Source organism: Stenotrophomonas sp. CS3K5 (assembly GCF_059515225.1).
Genome location: NZ_JCAKRX010000001.1, coordinates 242,947 through 260,195, shown reverse-complemented (window position 1 = coordinate 260,195; position 17,249 = coordinate 242,947). Strand labels below are relative to the sequence as shown.

The window sequence follows — 17,249 nt, the reverse complement described above, 5'->3', positions numbered from 1 at the left end:
ATTGGCAAAGGGATCTGACCCCGTAGTTGGTGCACCACGTCGTCACCTCGTGCGTGGCACCCTGCGGCGATGAAGGAACGCATGCAATGACGGCAGCACAGCAGCGCTCGATGTGGGTGGCCGGCCTGTCCACGGTGGTGGAGTGGTACGACTTCACCCTGTACCTGTATTTCGCCACGGTGCTGTCGCGGGTGTTCTTCGGCGGCGGCGAGCAGGCTTTGCTGGTCACCCTGGCCGGCTTCGCGGTGTCCTATCTGATGCGTCCGCTGGGCGCGCTGTGCTTCGGTCACCTCGGTGATCGCCTCGGCCGGCGCTGGATGCTGCTGGCCTCGATGGCACTGATGGCCGCGGCGATGCTCGCCACCGCACTGCTGCCGACTGCGGCGACGGCCGGTGCCACCGCCGGCGTCCTGATGCTGGTCCTGCGCTGCGTGATGGCATTCTCGGTGGGTGGCGAATACACCGGCGTGGTGGCCTACCTGCTGGAAAGCGCACCGCTGCGGCGACGGGGCCTGGTGACCTCGCTGGCCTCGGCGGCCAGTGAAGTGGGTGCGCTGCTGGCGGTGGCGATCTCCGCGCTCACGGTCGCGCTGCTGCCCACGCCGCAGCTGGACAGCTGGGGCTGGCGCATTCCGTTCTTCGTCGGCGCCGCACTGGCGCTGGTGATCCTTGTCGCACGCTCGGGCATGCACGAATCACCCGAATTCGAGCGCCAGCGCCGCGACGGCAGCATTCCGGCCACGCCGCTGCGGCATGTGCTGCGCAACCATCCCGCTGCGGTGGCGCGCACCTTCGCGATCTCCGCACTGGGCTCGATCACCTATTACGTGGGCATCACCTACGTGCCAGCGTTCCTGCATGCGCGGGGGCATGACGAGGGCGATGCGTTGTGGCTGTCGACGATCGCGGCGGTGGCGGTGATCGCGATCACCCCGCTGTGCGGCGCATTGTCGGATCGCGTCGGCCGTCGGCCGGTGCTGCTGGGGCTGACCGTGCTGGCGGCCCTGCTGCCGCTGTCGCTGTTTGCGTGGATGGCGCAGGCGACGACGCTGGGCATCGTGCTGGCCGCAGTGCTGCTGGCCTGCGTGGCCGGTGGCGTGAGTGCGGTGGCGGCCCCGGCCAGCGCCGAACAGTTCCCGGGCGAAGGCCGGGTCAGCGGGTTGGCACTGGGCGTGACCATGGCCACCGCGGTGTTCGGCGGCGCCACACCGTGGCTGGCGCAATGGTGGGTGGAACGCAGCGGCTGGGCGGCGGCGCCGGGCGCGATGATCGCGCTGGTGGCGGTGCTGGTGCTGCCCGTGCTGTGGACCCTGCCCGAGACGGCCCCGGGCAGGGTCAAGCGCTAGCCGATCAGACCTTCAGGGTCTGCTCGATGTCGGCCAGTACCGCGGCCGCATCCACGCCGATGGCGATGGACTGCAGCACGTGGCCATCCCACACGCTGGGGCCGAAACCCATGCCTTCCGGCTTGGGAATGGTCATGCCGCGGGCAACGCCGTCAGTGGCCACGCGCACGCTGGCGCGCTCGAACTGGAACAGTTCCGGGCGGGTCAGCGCGATGCAGGCGCAGCAGTCGTGCACCACCATGCCCTTGTGGCCCGCCTGCAGGTAGAAGTCCACGTAGTCCTGCGACAACGCCCGCACCAGCTCGGCATCGGCGCCGCCGAGGGCAGCCAGCGTGTCCAGGCCATCGCGGTTCATTTCCACGCGGGTGGTCACGTCCAGGCCGATCGCGGTGACCGGCCAGTCGGTGGTGAACACCACGTCGGCCGCTTCGGCGTCGCCCCAGATGTTGGCCTCGGCGGCCGGAGTGATGTTGCCGTTGACGTGGAAGGCGCCGCCCATGAGCACCACGCCGCGCACCAGGCCGGCGATGTCCGGGGCCTGCTGCAGGGCCAGGGCCAGGTTGGTCATGCGGCCGACCGCGACCAGGGTCACTTCGCCCGGGTGGGCACGGACCAGATCGATGATCAGCTGATGCGCCGGGCGGGCGTCGGCGGCCACATCCAGCTGTGCCGGCACCGGGTGGTTGCCCAGGCCGTTGTGGCCGTGGATGTGCACCGGCCAGGCCTCCGGGGTGGCTTCCGGTTGCAGCGGGCCAGCGGCGCCGCGCGCGACCGGGGCGGCAAAGCCCCATGCCTGCTTCAGGTACAGCGCATTGTGGGTGGTCGACTCCACCGAGGCGTTGCCGAAGGTGGTGGTGACGCCGATCAGGTCGATCTGGGCGTGCTTGTGCAGGTACAGCAGGGCCAGGGCGTCGTCGACGCCCGGGTCGGTATCGAAAATGACTTTCAGCATGTTGTTGTTCTTCTTCTTCCGTGTGGTGCGGGGTGCGCCGACGGCCCGCAGGCAGGCTGGCGCGCACTACATTGTCCCATCTTCATGACAGGCACGGCCATTGCCGGGGCCGCAGGCCATAATGCCGCGTCCAGGCCCGGAGTCTGCCGCATGCTGATCGTGACCCTTCTGCTGGCCCTGCTGGTGCTGGGCCTGAACGCAGTAGCCACGGTGGTGATCGTCCAGCGCGAGGGCCTGTCGGCAGGGGGCCGGGCGGTGCAGCTGCTGCTGGTCTGGCTGCTGCCGCTGGTCGGCGCGATCGTGTGTATGGCGGTGGCCACGGCCGATGGCTCGGGTGGCCGCAGGGAGGGGTGAGGGCGGCGTAGCGTCGAGCTTGCTCGACGGCCCGTACAAAAGCAGTCGAGCAAGCTCGACGCTACAGAAGCGGTGACAGCGGTGACGGCGGCGGTTGAAGGGACGTTCCCGGGTGCATACCCGCACGTCCCGGTAGCGCCGGCCGCTGGCCGGCAACCTCACCCGCTCAGCCGCCGCCTTCGGTGGGTAGCGGCGCCGGCACGTTCAACAGGCCGCCGGCGGCCACATAGGCGGCCAGCGCCTGGCCCTGGCTGAGCAGGTGGCGTTCCATGGTGCGTTCGGCCGCAGCGGCATCGCGCCTGCGGAAGCACTCCATCAGCTCGCGGTGTTCGGCCAGCGACTGCGCGGTGCGCCCCGGGGTCAGCAGCTGGCGGCCACGGTGCATCTTCAGGATGCGGTGCAGGTCGTGGGTGATGCGGATCAGCCACGGATTGCCGGCGTAGTGCTGCACGGTCTCGTGGATGAGGTAGTTGTTGCGGTAGTACTCGGCGATGTTGCCCTCGGCGGCGGCCGTCTCCATCGCCGCGTGCAGGTTTTCCAGCTGCTGCACGCCGGCATCGTCGATATGCCTGACCGCCTCATGCGCGCAGCGGCCTTCCAGCATCGCCATCACCGGGAACAGCTGGTTGAGGTCTTCCAGGGTGAGCCGGGTGACCCGCGCGCCACGACCCGCATCGATCTGCACCAGCCCTTCGGCGGCCAGCAGCTTCAATGCCTCGCGCAGCGGGGTGCGGCTGATGCCCAGTTCTTCGCACAGCGCGGGTTCGTCGATCCACTCGCCCGGCGGCAGCCGGTAATCGTAGATGCGCTCGCGCACATGCTCGGCCACCTCTTCGTACAGAGGCGCGCGCTTCTTCGGTGACCGCGGGGCAGGGGCAATGGCCATGGAGGAAGTGTACCGCCAGGTAGTGCCGGCCGCTGGCCGGCAACCCATGATCGCTGGATGGCTTCATGAGATTGCCGGCCAGCGGCCGGCACTACCGTTGGGTGGTTACATCCAGCCCGGCACCACGAACACCAGCCAGGCCAGCAGCGGGCCGAACGCCACCACCAGGCCGCTGTAGACCAGGAAGCGGCGGAACAGCGTTTCGCGCTCTTCCTTCGCTGCCGAGGCCACCACCAGCGCGCCGTTGGTCGAGAACGGGCTGACATCGACGATGGTGGATGACACCGCCAGCGCGCAGATCACGCCGGCCGCGCCCAGATGGCCCTGCATCAGGAACGGCACCGCCAGCGGAATGGTCGCGCCCAGCACCGCCGCCGACGAAGCGAAGGCGGACACGATGCCGCCGACATAGCAGACCAGCAGCGCACCCAGCAGCGGAATGCCGATGCTGGAAACACCGTGGCCGATGAAGTCCACCGCGCCGGCATGTTCCAGCACGCCGATGTAGGTCACCACGCCGCAGATCAGCAGCACGGTGGACCAGCTGATGCCATCGACCGCGCCCTTCTGGCTCTGCGGTGACAGCAGCGCCAGCGCCACGGCCACGGTGATCGAGACCAGGCCGACGTTGAGGTTGTAGATCAGCGCGGCCACGCCCAGGCCCAGCAGGCCGATCAGGGTAAACAGGCGTTCGCGGGTGAAGCCGACTGCCTCCAGCGCCTCCGGATCGTTGCTGAGCGTGCCGCCACCGGCGGCGACCAGCGCGCCATGCCCTTCAATGGCGAACTGCCGCGACGACGCCTGCGGGCCACCGGCCATCGCAAGCCCGGCGTTGCCAACCGTGCCGGCCAGCGTGATCGAGCCGCGGCGCAGCAGCGCGATGCCACCGAAGGCGACGAAGCAGATGATGGCCATCATGAAGTTGAAACCAAGGCTGGTCAGAAACACCGCCATCTCGGTCACCTCCAGCCCGGCTTTCTGCACGACCCCATTGGTGATGCTGCCGTACACGCTGATCGGCGAAAAGCCGCCGGCCTGTGCGCCATGGATCACCAGCAGGCCCATCATCAGCGGGTTGATGTTGTACTGCTTGGCGAAGCGCAGCGCGACCGGACCGATGATCGCCACTGCGGCCGGGCCAAGCGCACCGAACGCGGTGAGTACCGCAGTGACCACGAACATCACCCAGGGGATGGCGACGATGTGGCCGCGCACCGCGCGTACCGCCCAGTGCACCAGCAGGTCGATGGTGCCGTTCTTCTGCGCGATGGCGAACAGGTAGGTGATGCCGACCAGGGTCAGGAACAGGTCGCCCGGGAACCCGGCCAGCACCTCCTTGCCGTCCATGCCGACCCAGACACCGCCGATGATGAACGCCAGCGCGAAGGCCACCGCACCCATGTTGATCGGCAGAGCGGTTGCGACGATGAACATGACCACCAGACCGATGATCGTTGCGAGTTGTGGACTCATGCGCCCTCCCAGACACGTGGCTCACGTACAGCACGGATGGAGACCCGCCATCCCGGGGTAAGGCGACGTATTGCGTGTTGCGTGATACGTACTGCTCGAACCCGTTACCGCAGCCGCTCCAGCGCGCTGCGGGCCCATGCCGCGGCGCCTTCCAGGCTCTGGAACTCTTCCACCGCGCGCATCTCGCAGCACGGATAGGACAGCGCGACCATGCGCGCCAGTGCGTTGCCCGGGCCCAGCTGCAGGAACACCCGCGCGCCGCGCTCGAAGGCCTGGCGCATCACCTGCGCCCATTCGATGGTCTGCGCCAACTGTGCCGACAGGGTGTGCACGGTCGCCGCACGGTCACGCACGGGGCGTGCATCGATACCGGCCAGCAGCGGCAGGCGCGGGGCCTGCAGCGGGGCAGCATCGAGTGCGGCGGCAAATGGTGCGACCGCTGCCGCCAGCAGCGGTGTGTGTGCGGGAACATGCACCGGCAGCACGCGGACTTCGGCGCCCTGTGCGCGTGCCGCGTCGGCCAGTGCGTGCAGGGACACCTGCGCACCGCCAACGATGAAATGATCATGGCCATTGGCAATCGCCACGAAGGTGCCGTGCGCATCGCAGAGCGCGTGCAGTGCACTGCGATCCAGCCCGAGCACCGCCTGCAGTCCGGCATCGGCGGGGCCGGTGGCGTCCATCAGCTGCGCGCGCCGGGCGGCCAGCGCCAGGCAGGTGTCCGCATTGAAGGTGCCGGCGACGGCATGCGCGGCCAGTTCACCGATGCTGTAGCCGGCCACCAGCACCGGCGCAGGCAGCGCTTCGCGTAGTCCCCGCCAGTGCGCGAGGGTGGCCGCACACAGCAATGGCTGCGCCAGCGCGTTGTCGAAGCGCGATTCACCAGCGGCCGCCGTGAACACGTCGCGTCCAAGCACTGCGCTGGCAATCTCCAGTACGTCGCGCGCGGCAGGCAGATCGCGCACGCGCTCGAACATCGCCGCATGCTGCGCGCCTTGCCCGGGACAGAGCAGAGCCAGGCTCATGCGGCCTCCTGCTGCAGCAGGAACCAGCTGCAGGCGAGCAGGTCGGCACTGCCGCCAGGGCTGAGGCGGCGCGCGACGAAGCGTTCACCGATGCCGTGCAGGCGCACTTGCCAGCCCGGTGCGAAGGCACCGCCACTTTCCAGAAAACCGCGCGCCTGCTGCTGAGCCCAGAGCAGGCCGTCGATGCCGCCACGGTACAGCAGGTTGAGGTCGTCGATGTGCGCAACCAGCTGCATCAGGGTCTGGCACAGTGCCGCGTCGCGCGGCAGGCCTGCGCTCAGGGCATGGCGCAGGGTGGGTACCGCCAGTTCGCGCAGCAACGGGTACCCGGCCGCCGCCTGTTCGCGCACGCCCGGAACGCCATGCTGCACTCGTGCACGCTGCCCCGGGCTCTGCGCATCCAGTGGAGCACGGGCGAAATCGTCGGCCCAGTGCTGTACGCCCAGGCACACCTGTGCGGCAGGCACGCTGTGGGCGTGCTGGCGCCGGCAGCGTGCGGCGGCGGCCACCAGCAGGCCGAGGCTGAAGATTGCACCGCGATGGGTGTTGATACCCCCGGTGGCGCGCAGCATCGCAGTTTCGGCAGCGAGGCCGTGCGCGCGCAGCCGCGCGAACGGTGCGTCGGCAGCACCGGCGTGTGCCATCGCGGTGAAGTAGTGGCGCAGCGCAAACAGGCTGCGCAGGAACGTGCCGGCATCCATGTCGTCATGGCTGCCTGCATCAAACGGCGTGACCAGCCCCGGTTTGGGGGCCAGTGCCAGTTCGGCATGCAGGCTGGCGATGGCCAGGCGCCCCAGGCGCGCGCTGTCGAACGCACGTTCACCGGGCAGACGGAGCTGCACGACGGCGCTCACGCCGCGACTCCGGTAGCCATGAACACGTGCTCGCGGCTTTCCAGCGCGGCGCCATCCAGGCGCTTCACCAGCACCTGGCGGCTGTCGCCGGCATATTCACGCCAGTTCACCGCGCCGCCATCAGGCAGGCTCAGTTCGCCATCGACGCGACGGCCGTGCTCGTGCTCCCAGGCATTCAGATGTGCGACAAGTGCGTCGGCCTGGGTGCGGGTCTGCACCTGCCACAACAGATCGATGTCCGAGCGTGGATGCACATACGGCAATCGGCTCAGATGCTGCCAGGCAAAGGCACCGAACACGCGTGCCGGTGCGATGCGCGCCAGGGTGTGCAGCGCCTGCTGCCAGTCGGTCGGGACGCCGGCGGTGAGCACCGCGTCCAGAGTCGGCGGCAGTTGCAGGCGCTGTACATCCTGTAGCGGTACGCGCAGGGCGAGCCGCAGTTTGCCTTCGTTCGGCGGCAGCGGTACGCCCAGGCGCAGGCGCGGGTCGGGATCATCCACGGCACGACGCGCCACCATCGCCGGCAGGCCCTGCGCGAACCAGGCCGCGAGGCGTGGTTCCTGTGCAGCCACGTCGGCGCGCCAGTCGGCGTGAGCCGACAGCCAGATCAGCGTGTGGCGGGCGGGCCGCTCAGGCATCGCCGCGGGCCACAGCATCGGCAACAACCGCCGCCAGCGCACGACCGCCACGCTGTACACCCAGCGCCGCGCGCACGTCGCCTTCGCTGGGCGTGCGCAAGGCCTGCAGCAGATGCTGGGCCAGGTCGCCTTCCCACAGCGATTCCACGGCCCCCATGGCCACGTAGTTGGCCACGCCCGGTGCGAATACCGGTGAGCTCTGGCTGAGCGCCTGCAGCGCTTCCAGCGGCTGCTTGGTCACCCGCGCCATCGCGCGCAGGTCCATCACCCGCACCTGTGCGTCGGGCAGGGCATGGATGTGGTCGGCCATCAGGCCGAAGGACAGGAAGCCGCCACTGACCGATTCGCCATAGACCAGGGTGACCAGCCGCGCGCCACGGCGGCGCGCAAGATCGATGCTCTGCGCGAGGTGGGCGAAGTAGCCGTTGATGCCCAGCAGTTCATCGCGGCGCGCCAGGCGCTGGCCCGCGGTGTCGGCCAGCATCACGATCGGCCGCTGTGGATGCGCGGCGGTGCTGGCCAGCACCGATTCGGCCAGCGCCAATGCATGATCGACACCGACCTCGATGCGGTCGGTGGTGCCGATCACTGTCACCTCGCCGTCGTCGGTGGTCGCCGTGCCGGACAGCACCGAGTCACTCACCGCGATGGCATGCCCGCGCGGGAACAGGGCATCGAGCAGGGGCTGCAACGCGGCGTTCATGGCAGGCTCCGGTCGCGGGTGGCGGCAAGGAAGGCGTCGGTGTCCAGCAGCGGCAGGCGCTCGGGTTCGGCGATGCCCTGGCGGGCCCATATCTCCACGGCGTCGCGGCAATCGCCCCAGGCCTGTACGCGGGCCTTCAATGCCGCATGCCGGGCCTGTAATGCACGCAACGCACGCTCGGTGTCGCCGCTGTCGGCATCGGGGTGCAGCGCCTCGGCAGCGGCCCGGGCGAAGGCGTCGAGGGCGTCGGGCACCAGCACCTGGGCCTGGTCGATCAGATAGCGGTGCTTGCCGCCGGTCACCCGCCACACCAGCGCGCGGTCGCGCGAGTCGAATTCCTCCACGCCACGTACCGTCTCGATCACTTCCGGTCCGGACAGCGATAGCCGGCCTTCCTCGGACATGATCACCGTGCTGCAGCAACGGGCGACGATGCCCATGCCACCGAACGCACCATTGCCACTGCCGATCAGGGCGACGACCGGTATACCCGCCGCGCGCGCATCGAGCGTGGCGCGCATGATCTCGGAAATGGCGATCAGCCCGGCATTGGCTTCGTGCAGGCGTACACCACCGGTGTCGAGCAGCAGCAGCACGCCCTCCGGGTGCGTCTGCGCCGCGCGGCGCAGCAGGCCGGTCAACTTGGCACCATGCACTTCGCCGACGCCGCCGCCCATGAAGTGGCCCTGCTGCGCGGCCAGCAGCACGCGCTTGCCGCGCAGCAGCGCCTGGCCGACCACGATGCCATCGTCAAACGCGGCCGGCTGTTCGAGCTGGGCCAGGTGCGGGCTCATTATCCGCCGCGCGGGGCCGAGGAATTCGCGGAACGAACCGGCATCGACCAGCCCGGCAATGCGCTCGCGTGCATCGGCTTCGTAGTAGCTGCGGCGCTGCATGTGGCTCATGGTGTGCCCCCGGCCAGCAGGGTTTCCACCGCCTGGTCCAGGCGCAGGCTGACCACCGCCGGTGTGGCGCCGGCGTCGTTGATCGACACGCGCACGTCGCGCAGCGGGTGGCGCTGGGCGAAGTCGGCGATCACCGCCTGCCAGATGGTGCCGAAGCCGCGCGCAGCGGTGACGATGCGCACCGTCATCGCGCCGTCCAGTGCGGCCGGCTCCAGCAGGATTTCCAGATTGCCCGAGGCCAGCACGCCGACCAGCACCGCATCGCGCGCGAACTGCACCGGGGTGCGGCCTTCGAATCGATAGTCGAGGGTTTCCATGCTCGGTCCCTTACCAGTTGCGGAAGCGCTTGGGCGGGTCGTACAGCCCGCCGGACCAGCGCACCAGATCCTTCACCGAGCGCGCGGCCAGCAGGTCACGGCTGGCATCGCGCACGTTGATGCCGAGGTCGTCCGGCCGCTGGATCACGCCACGGTCACGCAGGTTTTCCACCATCGCGCGGTCCCGGCCCATGCCGACGGCGGTGTAGCCGGCCACGCCACGGATGGCCTGTTCGCGTTCTTCCGGCGTGCGGCACAACAGCAGATTGGCGATGCCTTCTTCGGTCAGCACATGGCTGACATCGTCGCCATAGATCATCACCGGTGGCAGCGGCATGGCGGCGCGCTCGGCCAGCTCCCAGGCATCCAGGCGCTCGACGAAGGCCGGCGCCATGTGTTCGCGGAAGGTTTCCATCATCTGCACCACCAGCTTGCGGCCGCGTGGCATTTCGCCGGGGCGTGCCGCCTGCCGGCCAGCCTTGATCCAGGCATCGCTGGCGTGGCGGCGGCCACGTGCATCCGAACCCATGTTCGGTGCACCGCCAAAGCCGGCGATGCGGTCGCGGGTGGCGGTGGAGCTGTTGCCCTGCAGGTCGATCTGCAAGGTCGAACCGATGAACATGTCACAGGCATACAGGCCGGCGGTCTGCGAGAACGCGCGGTTGGAGCGCATCGAACCGTCGGCACCGGTGAAGAACACATCGCCACGCGCGGCGATGTACTGCTCCATGCCCAGTTCCGAACCGAACGAATGCACCGATTTGACGAAGCCCGATTCGATGGCCGGAATCAGCGCCGGATGCGGATTGAGCGCCCAGTGCTGGCAGATCTTCCCCTTCAGCCCCAGCGATTCGGCATAGGTGGGCAGCAGCAGTTCGATCGCGGCGGTATCGAAGCCGATGCCATGATTGAGGCGGTTCACGCCGTACTCGGCGTAGATGCCCTTGATCGCCATCATCGCCATCAGCACCTGGATCTCGGAGATCTGCGCCGGATCGCGGGTGAACAGCGGTTCGATGTGGTTCGGCGTTGGCGCCTGCACCACGAAGTTGACCCAGTCGGCCGGGATGTCGACGCGGGGGAGGGTGTCGAGGATCTCGTTGACCTGGGCAATGACGATTCCGCCGCCGAATGCAGTGGCTTCCACGATCACCGGGGTGTCCTCGGTGTTCGGGCCGGTGTAGAGGTTGCCGTGGCGGTCGGCAGCCTGCGCGGCCACCAGCGCTACGCGCGGGGTCAGGTCGATGAAGTAGCGGCCGAACAGTTCCAGGTAGGTGTGGATGGCCCCGATCTGGATGCGCCCTTCGGCCACCAGGTTGGCCAGCCGCACCGATTGCGGGCCGGAGAAGGAGAAGTCCAGTTTCGAGGCGATGCCGCGCTCGAACACATCCAGGTGCGAGGGCAGGGACAGCACCGACTGCACCATGTGCAGGTCATGCACGCGAACGGGGTCGAGGTCGGCGAGGGTCTGGGCGAGGAAGTCCGCCTGCTTCTGGTTGTTGCCTTCCAGGCAGACCTTGTCGCCGGGTTCGAGCAGCGCGTGCAGCAGTTCGCGCACGTCGTCGGCCGCAACCTGGTGGCCGCGCGCCCACGGCGCGGCGCGCTCCAGGCGCACCCGGCGGCTGCGTTCCAACGTATCCCAGCTCGGGTTCATCGACCGGCTTCCGATTGGCGTTGAAATAATTACGGCATAATTATGTGGAGGGGTGCAACCTGCAGTGCAGCAAAAAATGGGCCCGCGCGGAGGCGGGCCCATTGATCCGGGTAGTGCCGGCCGCTGGCCGGTTCCACGCGATGCAGGGTGATGGGGAGCCGGCCAGCGGCCGGCACTGCCGTTTCCCGTCGCTCAGAACTTCCAGCGCAGGCTGGCCGACACGAAGCGCGGTTCGCCGAAGTTGTTGTAGTCCAGGTTGGCCCAGTAGGTCTTGTCCAGCGCGTTGCGCACGCTCAGCGTCGCGGTCCAGTGGTCGCTGATGCGGTAGTTGGCGTTGAACTGCACCAGCGAGTACGCGGGCTGGTTCACCGTTACCGTGCCGCCCAGTGGGTAGGCGATGTTGTAGCCCTGCACCTTGCTCTGCCACTGCACGCCGCCGCCGATGCTCAGCCGCTCCAGCGCGCCGCGCAGCTGCAGTTGGGTGTTGAGCTGCAGCAGGTCCTCGGGCGGATTGGCGTACAGCAGGTCGGTGGCGGCGCGGGTCACCTTGACGTGGGTGTAGCCGGCATTGACCGTCCAGCCCGGCAGGATTTCGCCGTTGACGTCCATTTCCCAGCCCCGCGCCTTGGTGCCGTTGATGCCGATGTAGGCCGAGCTGCCATCACTGAGGGTGCCCTCCGGCACGCTCATGTCACGCACGGCGTAGTTGTCCTGCTTGGCCTCGAACACCGCCGCATTGGCGGTCAGGCGGCCGTCGAACCACTGGGTCTTGATCCCCGCTTCCAGGTTCGAACCCTGCACCGGCGCCAGCAGGTTCTCGTTGCGATCCTTGTAGTTCTGCGGATTGAAGATCTCGGTGTAGCTGGCGTAGGCCGACACGTTCGGAGTGATGTCGTAGACCAGGCCCACATACGGGGTGATTTCGTCGCTGACCTTGTAGGCGCCGCTGGTGCCGGTATAGGCGCCGGCCGCGTTGTAGGAACGGCTCAGGGTCTGCCAGCGGCTCAGGCGCGCGCCGGCGATCAGCGACAGCGGGTCGGCCAGGTGCAGGCGGGTGGCCAGGTAGACGCCGCTCTGGGTGGTCTTTGCCACGCGCCGTGCACCGGTGCGGGTGTAGGTCACCTCGGAAATGTCGCCGTCCCAGTCAAAGACATTCGGGATGTAGTAGCAGCGCTCGCGCCCGCAGGTGGCCCAGTCGCGGGGGAAATTCAGCGCGACGGTATTGGTGGTGCCTTCCAGGTCCGACCACTGCGCACCCAGGGTGAGGTCGTGGTCGCGGCCGAACAGCGGGAACGTGCCGGTCAGGTAGGCATCGACGTTGCGGCGGGTGTCCTTGGAATCACCCGCCGCGGCGCGCAGGTAGATGCCCGAGCCGGTTACCGGGTCCGGGTTGCCGGTGCCGTACAGGCGCACGTTCTGCACGTTGCCGCGGGTGTAGGCGGTGTTGATCTTCAGCAGCCAGTCCTCGCCCAGGCGCTGCTCCAGATTGGCGAAGGCGGTGTTGCTCTCGCGCTTCCAGTAGCTCCACTTGGGCGACAGGTTGGTCGAGCGCGCCAGGTGGGCAAAGTTGCCCTGGTTGTCGAAGAACGCCACGGTACCCCAGGTGGATCCGACCGGGTTGTTGTCCTGGCTCTGGTAGCCGAGGGTGATCGTGGTGCTGTCGGTGACGTCGCCTTCCAGCACCGCCATGCCCGCCATCTTGTTCTCTTTGTAGCGGTCGTAGTACAGCCCGCGATCGGTGTAGGCGGCGACCACGCGGCTGCGGAAACGGCCGTCATCGGTCAGCGGCGCGGTCACATCGGCCTCCATGCGGCGGTAGTCCCAGCTGCCGGCGCTGACCGCGAACGAGGCATCGAACTCCTTGCCCGGGCGCTTGCGCAGCAGGTTGACCGTGGCCGACGGCACGCCGGCGCCACTGAGCAGGCCGTTGGCACCGCGGATCACTTCGATGCGGTCATAGAAGGCGGTGTCGTATTCCTGGTTGGTCGAGCCGCTGTAAGTGGGAATGCCATCGACCTGGAAATCGGTGATGGCAAAACCACGGGCGTAGTACAGCGGGCGCTGGGTGTCATAGAAGGAGACGCTGACGCCGGTCACGGTGCGCATCACATCGTTGATGCTGAACAGCGACTCGTCCTGCAGGCGCTTGAGGCTGATCGCCGTGGCCGACTGCGGGGTCTCCTGCAGGGTGATCGGCAGGCGCGTGGTGCTCGACGGTGGTGCGGACTGTTCGGCGCGAACGCTGACCCGGTCCAGGGTCTTGGCATCGGCGGCGCCATCGGCGGCAGCGAACGCACCGGGTGCGGCCAGCAGGGACAGCGACGAAAGCAGGGCCGCCGGCAGCAGTGCGCGGCGGGGCAGGCGGTTACGCAGGGTCAGGGACATGGGGGGCTCGAGGCTTGGAAGCGGGGAAGGGCGGCAACAGTCGTCCAGCACCCGGGGCGGCGGCTTCGGGCACGTCAGTTCCATCTGGGAGGGGCGTTGTCACTGCGCAGGACGCAAATGTAAATAATTCTTAACAACATTACAATTCGTATCAATGCGCATGGGCTTTCCGGCGTACGGCAGCGATGGGATGGGGGTCAGATCCCGTTGCCCAGGCAACGGGCTCTGACCGGTCGGCGCACAAGAACGAACGGCCACCCGAAGGTGGCCGTCCGTCTGCATCGAAACGCGGGTGCGGGCTTACAGCGCCTGCAGTTCCTCGTTGGCGTTGCGCTTTTCCTTGGCCGGCGCCGGAACCGCTGCCGGAACCACGGCGGGTGCAGGGGCTGCCGCATTGGCATCCACCGGTACCTCCAGGTACGGCAGGTGCAGGGTCTGGCTGGTCAGCGTACGGATCTCGTTGGTCAGCGCCGCGCTGTCGTTGAGCTTGCGCCCGTACGACGGCACGATCTCGCGCAGGCGCGCTTCCCAACCGGCCTTCATCTGGTCCGGGAAGGCCTTAGCCATCAGGTCCAGCATGATCGGCGGGGAGGTCGAGGCGCCCGGCGAAGCGCCGAGCAGGGCGGCGAGGGTGTGATCCTTGTCGGTCACGATCTCGGTACCGAACTGCAGCACCGCGCCCTTCAACGGATCACGCTTGATGATCTGCACGCGCTGGCCGGCGGTCACCAGCTTCCAGTCGCCCGGCTTGGCGTTGGGGAAGTACTTGACCAGCTCGGCCTGGCGATCGGCATCGTCCAGGCGCGCCTGGCCCATCAGGTACTGCACCAGGTCGAGGTTGTCCTTGCCCACTTCCAGCATCGGGCCGACGTTGTTGTGGGTGACCGAGGAGTACAGGTCCCACCACGAGCCGTGCTTGAGGAACTTGGTGCTGTACAGCGCGAACGGTCCAAACAGCACCACCGGCTTGCCATCCAGCTTGCGCGCATCCAGGTGCGGCACCGACATCGGCGGCGAACCGGTTTCGGCCATGCCGTAGGCCTTCACGCCATGGCGCGAGGTCACGTCCTGGCCCTGGAACGCCAGGAATTGGCCGCCCACCGGGAAGCCGGCGTAATCCTTCGATTCGGGAATGCCGGACATCTGCAGCAGCTTCAGCGCAGCGCCACCGGCACCGATGAACACGAAGCGGGCGTGGGTGGTGGACTCGGTGCCGGCCTTGAGGTCCTTCACCGTCACGTTCCAGCTCTTGTCGGCGTTCTGCCGCAGCGCACTCACTTCGTGGTTCAGGTGCAGGCTGAAGTTCGGGCTGCGCTGCAGGCCGGCGGTCAGCTGGCGGGTGATCACGCCGAAGTTGACGTCGGTACCGAGCGGCATCCAGGTTGCGGCAACCTTCTGCTTCGGATCGCGGCCTTCCATCAGCAGCGGCGCCCACTGCTTGATCTGCGCCGGATCTTCCGAGTACTGCATGCCGTAGAACAGCGGATTCTTCACCAGGGCCTGCTGGCGCTTGTGCAGGTAGGCGATGTTGTCATCTCCCCAGACAAAGCTCATGTGCGGGGTCGGGTTGATGAAGTCGCTGGGCTGGCTGAGCCGGCCTTGCTTGACCTGGTGCGACCAGAACTGGCGCGACACCTCGAACGATTCGGCGATGCCGACCGCGCGCTTGGTCTCGATGCTGCCATCGGGCAGCTCCGGGGTGTAGTTCAGTTCGGCGAACGCCGAGTGGCCGGTGCCGGCGTTGTTCCAGCCGTCGGAGCTTTCACCGGCGACGCCGTCGAGGCGTTCGTAGACCTGGATGTTCCAGTCCGGCTGCAGCTCCTGCAGGTAGGTGGCCAGGGTGATGCTCATGATGCCGGCGCCGACCAGCACAACGTCGACAGGCTTGTCGTTGCTGGCGGCGGGCACCGAGCGCTGGGTCAGCGGCCAGTACAGGAACAGCGCGGCGGCCAGCAACAGCAGCACGAGCAGGGCGAGCAGGGCCTTGCCAAATTTCTTCATGGGGGCGGGATCGATGGCGGAGGGGAGGAGTTCAGGATGCGCATGCAGCAGGGAAAGGGCGTGAAGAAACAACGCCTTGCAGCATCCAGACGCGATTCTAACCGGATCCGGTCCTTTTTTGATGCAACGCAGCATCCGGTGGCCGGATGCCTCATTGGCAGCGCCAGGCCATGGCTGGCGGCGCCTTCAATCAGACCAGCTCAAGAATCTCGTCACCCAGCTCGTCGATCTGCCCGGTTGGGCGCCAGCCCAGGCGCCGGTAGAAGCCATGCGAACGCGAGCGCGGGTCGGCCGAGCAGGCCAGGAACAGCCGCCGGTGGCCGGCATCGCGGGTCAGGCTGACCACCTCCTGCAGCAGCTGGCGGCCGATGCCACGGCCTTCGTAATCCGGCAGCAGGGCCAGCACCAGCACTTCACCGCTGTGGCGGTCGGCGAAGCAGTAGCCGACCATGCGCTCGCCCTCCCAGGCGACGCGGCCGATGAAATCGCCGGCGGCGGTGCCTTCGGCCCACGTCTGCGCGGTGATGCCCAGCTCGGCCAACTGCGCGGCGCTGAAGGCGTTTTCGCGGGTACGCCCACGCAGGTCGATGCAGGCGGCGGCGTCTTCGGGGCGCGCATCGCGGACGAATACAGGCATGCAGGGCATCCTTGCAGTGATCGGCCGGCCAGTATCCGCATCACGCATGGACCGGGTGTGTAGGAATCATGGAGATCCGATGGAGCCCCTCTTCAGCGCTTGCGCCGGATCAGCGCCGAGGAGGCGTCCAGCACTGCGCGGGTCAGCAGGGCCATGGTCTGCACGTCGCCCTTCCAGTGCTGCCAGTACAGCGGCACGTCTTCCCATGCGCGCTGGCGCACGTAGACCAGGCGGCCGGCATCCAGGTGCCGCTTGACCAGCGGCAGCGGGTTCATGGTCCAGCCCATGCCACCCAGGTTGGCCTGCACGAAGGCGCGGGTGGAGGGGATCCACCAGGTCGGGGCGGTGCTGGGCAGGTCGCCGCCGGCCATGCGCCGGGCGAAGCGCGACTGCATGTCATCCTTGCGGTTGAACACCAGCACCGGCGCCTGCGCCAGCGCCTGCGCGGTCACACCCTTGGCGAAATGACGCTCGCGGAACTCCGGGGTGCAGGTGGCGGCGTAGCGGATGCTGCCCAGCGCGTGGATCTGGCAGCCCTGCACCGGCTCGTCCAGCGTGGTCACTGCGCCCAGCACCGTGCCCTGGCGCAGCAGCTCCACGGTGTGGTCCTGGTCTTCCACGCGCAGGTCCAGCGTGGTGCCGGTGCTCTGCGCGAACTGATAAGCCGCCTGCGGGAACCAGGTTTCCAGGCTGTCGTGGTTCACCGCCACCGGGATGCTGGCCTGGGGCAGGTCCTCGTCGGCCAGGCCCATCCGGTGCAATGCGTCGTGTTCGAGCAGCGCGGTCTGTTCGGCCAGCTGCACCAGCAGCTGGCCCTCGGCGGTGGCGGTGGCCGGGGTGCCGCGCTTGACCAGCAGGCGGCCGACCCGGTCCTCCAGTGCCTTCACCCGCTGCGAGATGGCCGAGGGCGTGACATTGAGCGACTGCGCGGCGCGGTCGAAGCTGCCCTCGCGGATCACCGCCGCCAGAGCGCGCAGCTGGGCATGGTCGATACGCATCGAATTAAGCTCCGCTAATGTTGGTTTAGGAAGTTTAGCTCGTCTTTTTAATGTTGCGGCGCGACAATGGCGCCCGTTCCGGTGCTGTCCGCCTTCGCGAGGCACCGTCCCCCAGCAAGTA

15 protein-coding genes and 1 pseudogene are annotated in these 17,249 nt (G+C 68.0%); 2 read left to right on the top strand and 14 right to left on the bottom strand.

The window, feature by feature from the left end:
• Positions 1-86: 86 nt before the first annotated feature.
• Positions 87-1,346 carry an MFS transporter gene (locus AC5YGJ_RS01170; protein WP_496185483.1) on the top strand — a complete coding sequence of 420 codons (1,260 nt, stop codon included), beginning with the start codon at positions 87-89 and terminating at the stop codon, positions 1,344-1,346.
• Between the two features lie 4 nt (positions 1,347-1,350).
• Here AC5YGJ_RS01170 and AC5YGJ_RS01165 read toward each other — a convergent pair whose 3' ends face one another.
• Entirely contained in the window at positions 1,351-2,298 is a 948-nt protein-coding gene (locus AC5YGJ_RS01165) for a nucleoside hydrolase (RefSeq protein WP_107230175.1), read from the bottom strand.
• 150 nt (positions 2,299-2,448) lie between these two features.
• On the opposite strand from AC5YGJ_RS01165, the pseudogene AC5YGJ_RS01160 reads away from it, so the two are divergent.
• Positions 2,449-2,649, top strand: a pseudogene (locus AC5YGJ_RS01160) (hypothetical protein); the annotation flags it as partial.
• 169 nt (positions 2,650-2,818) lie between these two features.
• Here the strand turns inward: AC5YGJ_RS01160 and AC5YGJ_RS01155 are convergent.
• The 13 genes from AC5YGJ_RS01155 to AC5YGJ_RS01095 all read right to left on the bottom strand — a co-directional run bounded on the left by AC5YGJ_RS01155 (position 2,819) and on the right by AC5YGJ_RS01095 (position 17,128).
• On the bottom strand, positions 2,819-3,538 hold the full coding sequence (locus AC5YGJ_RS01155; protein ID WP_107230176.1) for a GntR family transcriptional regulator: 720 nt from the start codon (positions 3,536-3,538) through the stop codon (positions 2,819-2,821).
• A 105-nt stretch (positions 3,539-3,643) separates the two neighbouring features.
• Complete coding sequence (locus AC5YGJ_RS01150) at positions 3,644-5,011, bottom strand: SLC13 family permease (protein ID WP_409461091.1); 1,368 nt, start codon at positions 5,009-5,011, stop codon at positions 3,644-3,646.
• Between the two features lie 104 nt (positions 5,012-5,115).
• A complete protein-coding gene (gene mdcH / locus AC5YGJ_RS01145; protein ID WP_496185482.1) occupies positions 5,116-6,036 on the bottom strand; it encodes a malonate decarboxylase subunit epsilon in 921 nt (306 codons plus the stop codon).
• Entirely contained in the window at positions 6,033-6,890 is an 858-nt protein-coding gene (gene mdcB, locus AC5YGJ_RS01140; protein ID WP_496185481.1) for a triphosphoribosyl-dephospho-CoA synthase MdcB, read from the bottom strand. The genes mdcH and mdcB overlap by 4 nt, the downstream gene beginning before the upstream one ends.
• Complete coding sequence (gene mdcG, locus AC5YGJ_RS01135; RefSeq protein WP_309339853.1) at positions 6,887-7,528, bottom strand: malonate decarboxylase holo-[acyl-carrier-protein] synthase; 642 nt, start codon at positions 7,526-7,528, stop codon at positions 6,887-6,889. The genes mdcB and mdcG overlap by 4 nt, the downstream gene beginning before the upstream one ends.
• Positions 7,521-8,231, bottom strand: a complete 711-nt coding sequence (gene mdcE / locus AC5YGJ_RS01130) for a biotin-independent malonate decarboxylase subunit gamma (RefSeq protein WP_496185480.1) — start codon at positions 8,229-8,231, stop codon at positions 7,521-7,523. Before mdcE ends, mdcG begins: the two co-directional genes overlap by 8 nt.
• Positions 8,228-9,136, bottom strand: coding sequence for a biotin-independent malonate decarboxylase subunit beta (locus AC5YGJ_RS01125; protein ID WP_496185479.1), 909 nt, complete (start codon positions 9,134-9,136; stop codon positions 8,228-8,230). The genes mdcE and AC5YGJ_RS01125 overlap by 4 nt, the downstream gene beginning before the upstream one ends.
• A complete protein-coding gene (gene mdcC / locus AC5YGJ_RS01120) occupies positions 9,133-9,453 on the bottom strand; it encodes a malonate decarboxylase acyl carrier protein (protein ID WP_107230182.1) in 321 nt (106 codons plus the stop codon). The genes AC5YGJ_RS01125 and mdcC overlap by 4 nt, the downstream gene beginning before the upstream one ends.
• Positions 9,454-9,463: 10 nt before the next feature.
• The gene (gene mdcA / locus AC5YGJ_RS01115; protein WP_496185478.1) at positions 9,464-11,107 is read right to left on the bottom strand and encodes a malonate decarboxylase subunit alpha; all 1,644 of its coding nucleotides are present in this window, start codon (positions 11,105-11,107) and stop codon (positions 9,464-9,466) included.
• 192 nt (positions 11,108-11,299) lie between these two features.
• Positions 11,300-13,492, bottom strand: a complete 2,193-nt coding sequence (locus AC5YGJ_RS01110) for a TonB-dependent siderophore receptor (protein WP_496185477.1) — start codon at positions 13,490-13,492, stop codon at positions 11,300-11,302.
• A gap of 300 nt (positions 13,493-13,792) precedes the next feature.
• On the bottom strand, positions 13,793-15,493 hold the full coding sequence (gene mqo, locus AC5YGJ_RS01105; protein WP_496185476.1) for a malate dehydrogenase (quinone): 1,701 nt from the start codon (positions 15,491-15,493) through the stop codon (positions 13,793-13,795).
• A gap of 190 nt (positions 15,494-15,683) precedes the next feature.
• A complete protein-coding gene (locus AC5YGJ_RS01100; protein ID WP_496185475.1) occupies positions 15,684-16,130 on the bottom strand; it encodes a GNAT family N-acetyltransferase in 447 nt (148 codons plus the stop codon).
• Positions 16,131-16,222: 92 nt separating this feature from the next.
• Positions 16,223-17,128, bottom strand: a complete 906-nt coding sequence (locus AC5YGJ_RS01095; protein WP_107230187.1) for a LysR family transcriptional regulator ArgP — start codon at positions 17,126-17,128, stop codon at positions 16,223-16,225.
• Between the last annotated feature and the right edge of the window lie 121 nt (positions 17,129-17,249).

What these genes read in the sequence shown, in the direction of transcription:
- AC5YGJ_RS01155 (WP_107230176.1), bottom strand. Translation starts at nt 3,538, where the DNA reads ATGGCCATTGCCCCTGCCCCGCGGTCACCGAAGAAGCGCGCGCCTCTG.
- mdcC (WP_107230182.1), bottom strand. Translation starts at nt 9,453, where the DNA reads ATGGAAACCCTCGACTATCGATTCGAAGGCCGCACCCCGGTGCAGTTC.
- AC5YGJ_RS01100 (WP_496185475.1), bottom strand. Translation starts at nt 16,130, where the DNA reads ATGCCTGTATTCGTCCGCGATGCGCGCCCCGAAGACGCCGCCGCCTGC.
- mdcG (WP_309339853.1), bottom strand. Translation starts at nt 7,528, where the DNA reads ATGCCTGAGCGGCCCGCCCGCCACACGCTGATCTGGCTGTCGGCTCAC.
- AC5YGJ_RS01165 (WP_107230175.1), bottom strand. Translation starts at nt 2,298, where the DNA reads ATGCTGAAAGTCATTTTCGATACCGACCCGGGCGTCGACGACGCCCTG.
- mdcH (WP_496185482.1), bottom strand. Translation starts at nt 6,036, where the DNA reads ATGAGCCTGGCTCTGCTCTGTCCCGGGCAAGGCGCGCAGCATGCGGCG.
- mdcA (WP_496185478.1), bottom strand. Translation starts at nt 11,107, where the DNA reads ATGAACCCGAGCTGGGATACGTTGGAACGCAGCCGCCGGGTGCGCCTG.
- AC5YGJ_RS01125 (WP_496185479.1), bottom strand. Translation starts at nt 9,136, where the DNA reads ATGAGCCACATGCAGCGCCGCAGCTACTACGAAGCCGATGCACGCGAG.
- mqo (WP_496185476.1), bottom strand. Translation starts at nt 15,493, where the DNA reads ATGAAGAAATTTGGCAAGGCCCTGCTCGCCCTGCTCGTGCTGCTGTTG.
- AC5YGJ_RS01095 (WP_107230187.1), bottom strand. Translation starts at nt 17,128, where the DNA reads ATGCGTATCGACCATGCCCAGCTGCGCGCTCTGGCGGCGGTGATCCGC.
- AC5YGJ_RS01170 (WP_496185483.1), top strand. Translation starts at nt 87, where the DNA reads ATGACGGCAGCACAGCAGCGCTCGATGTGGGTGGCCGGCCTGTCCACG.
- AC5YGJ_RS01150 (WP_409461091.1), bottom strand. Translation starts at nt 5,011, where the DNA reads ATGAGTCCACAACTCGCAACGATCATCGGTCTGGTGGTCATGTTCATC.
- mdcE (WP_496185480.1), bottom strand. Translation starts at nt 8,231, where the DNA reads ATGAACGCCGCGTTGCAGCCCCTGCTCGATGCCCTGTTCCCGCGCGGG.
- AC5YGJ_RS01110 (WP_496185477.1), bottom strand. Translation starts at nt 13,492, where the DNA reads ATGTCCCTGACCCTGCGTAACCGCCTGCCCCGCCGCGCACTGCTGCCG.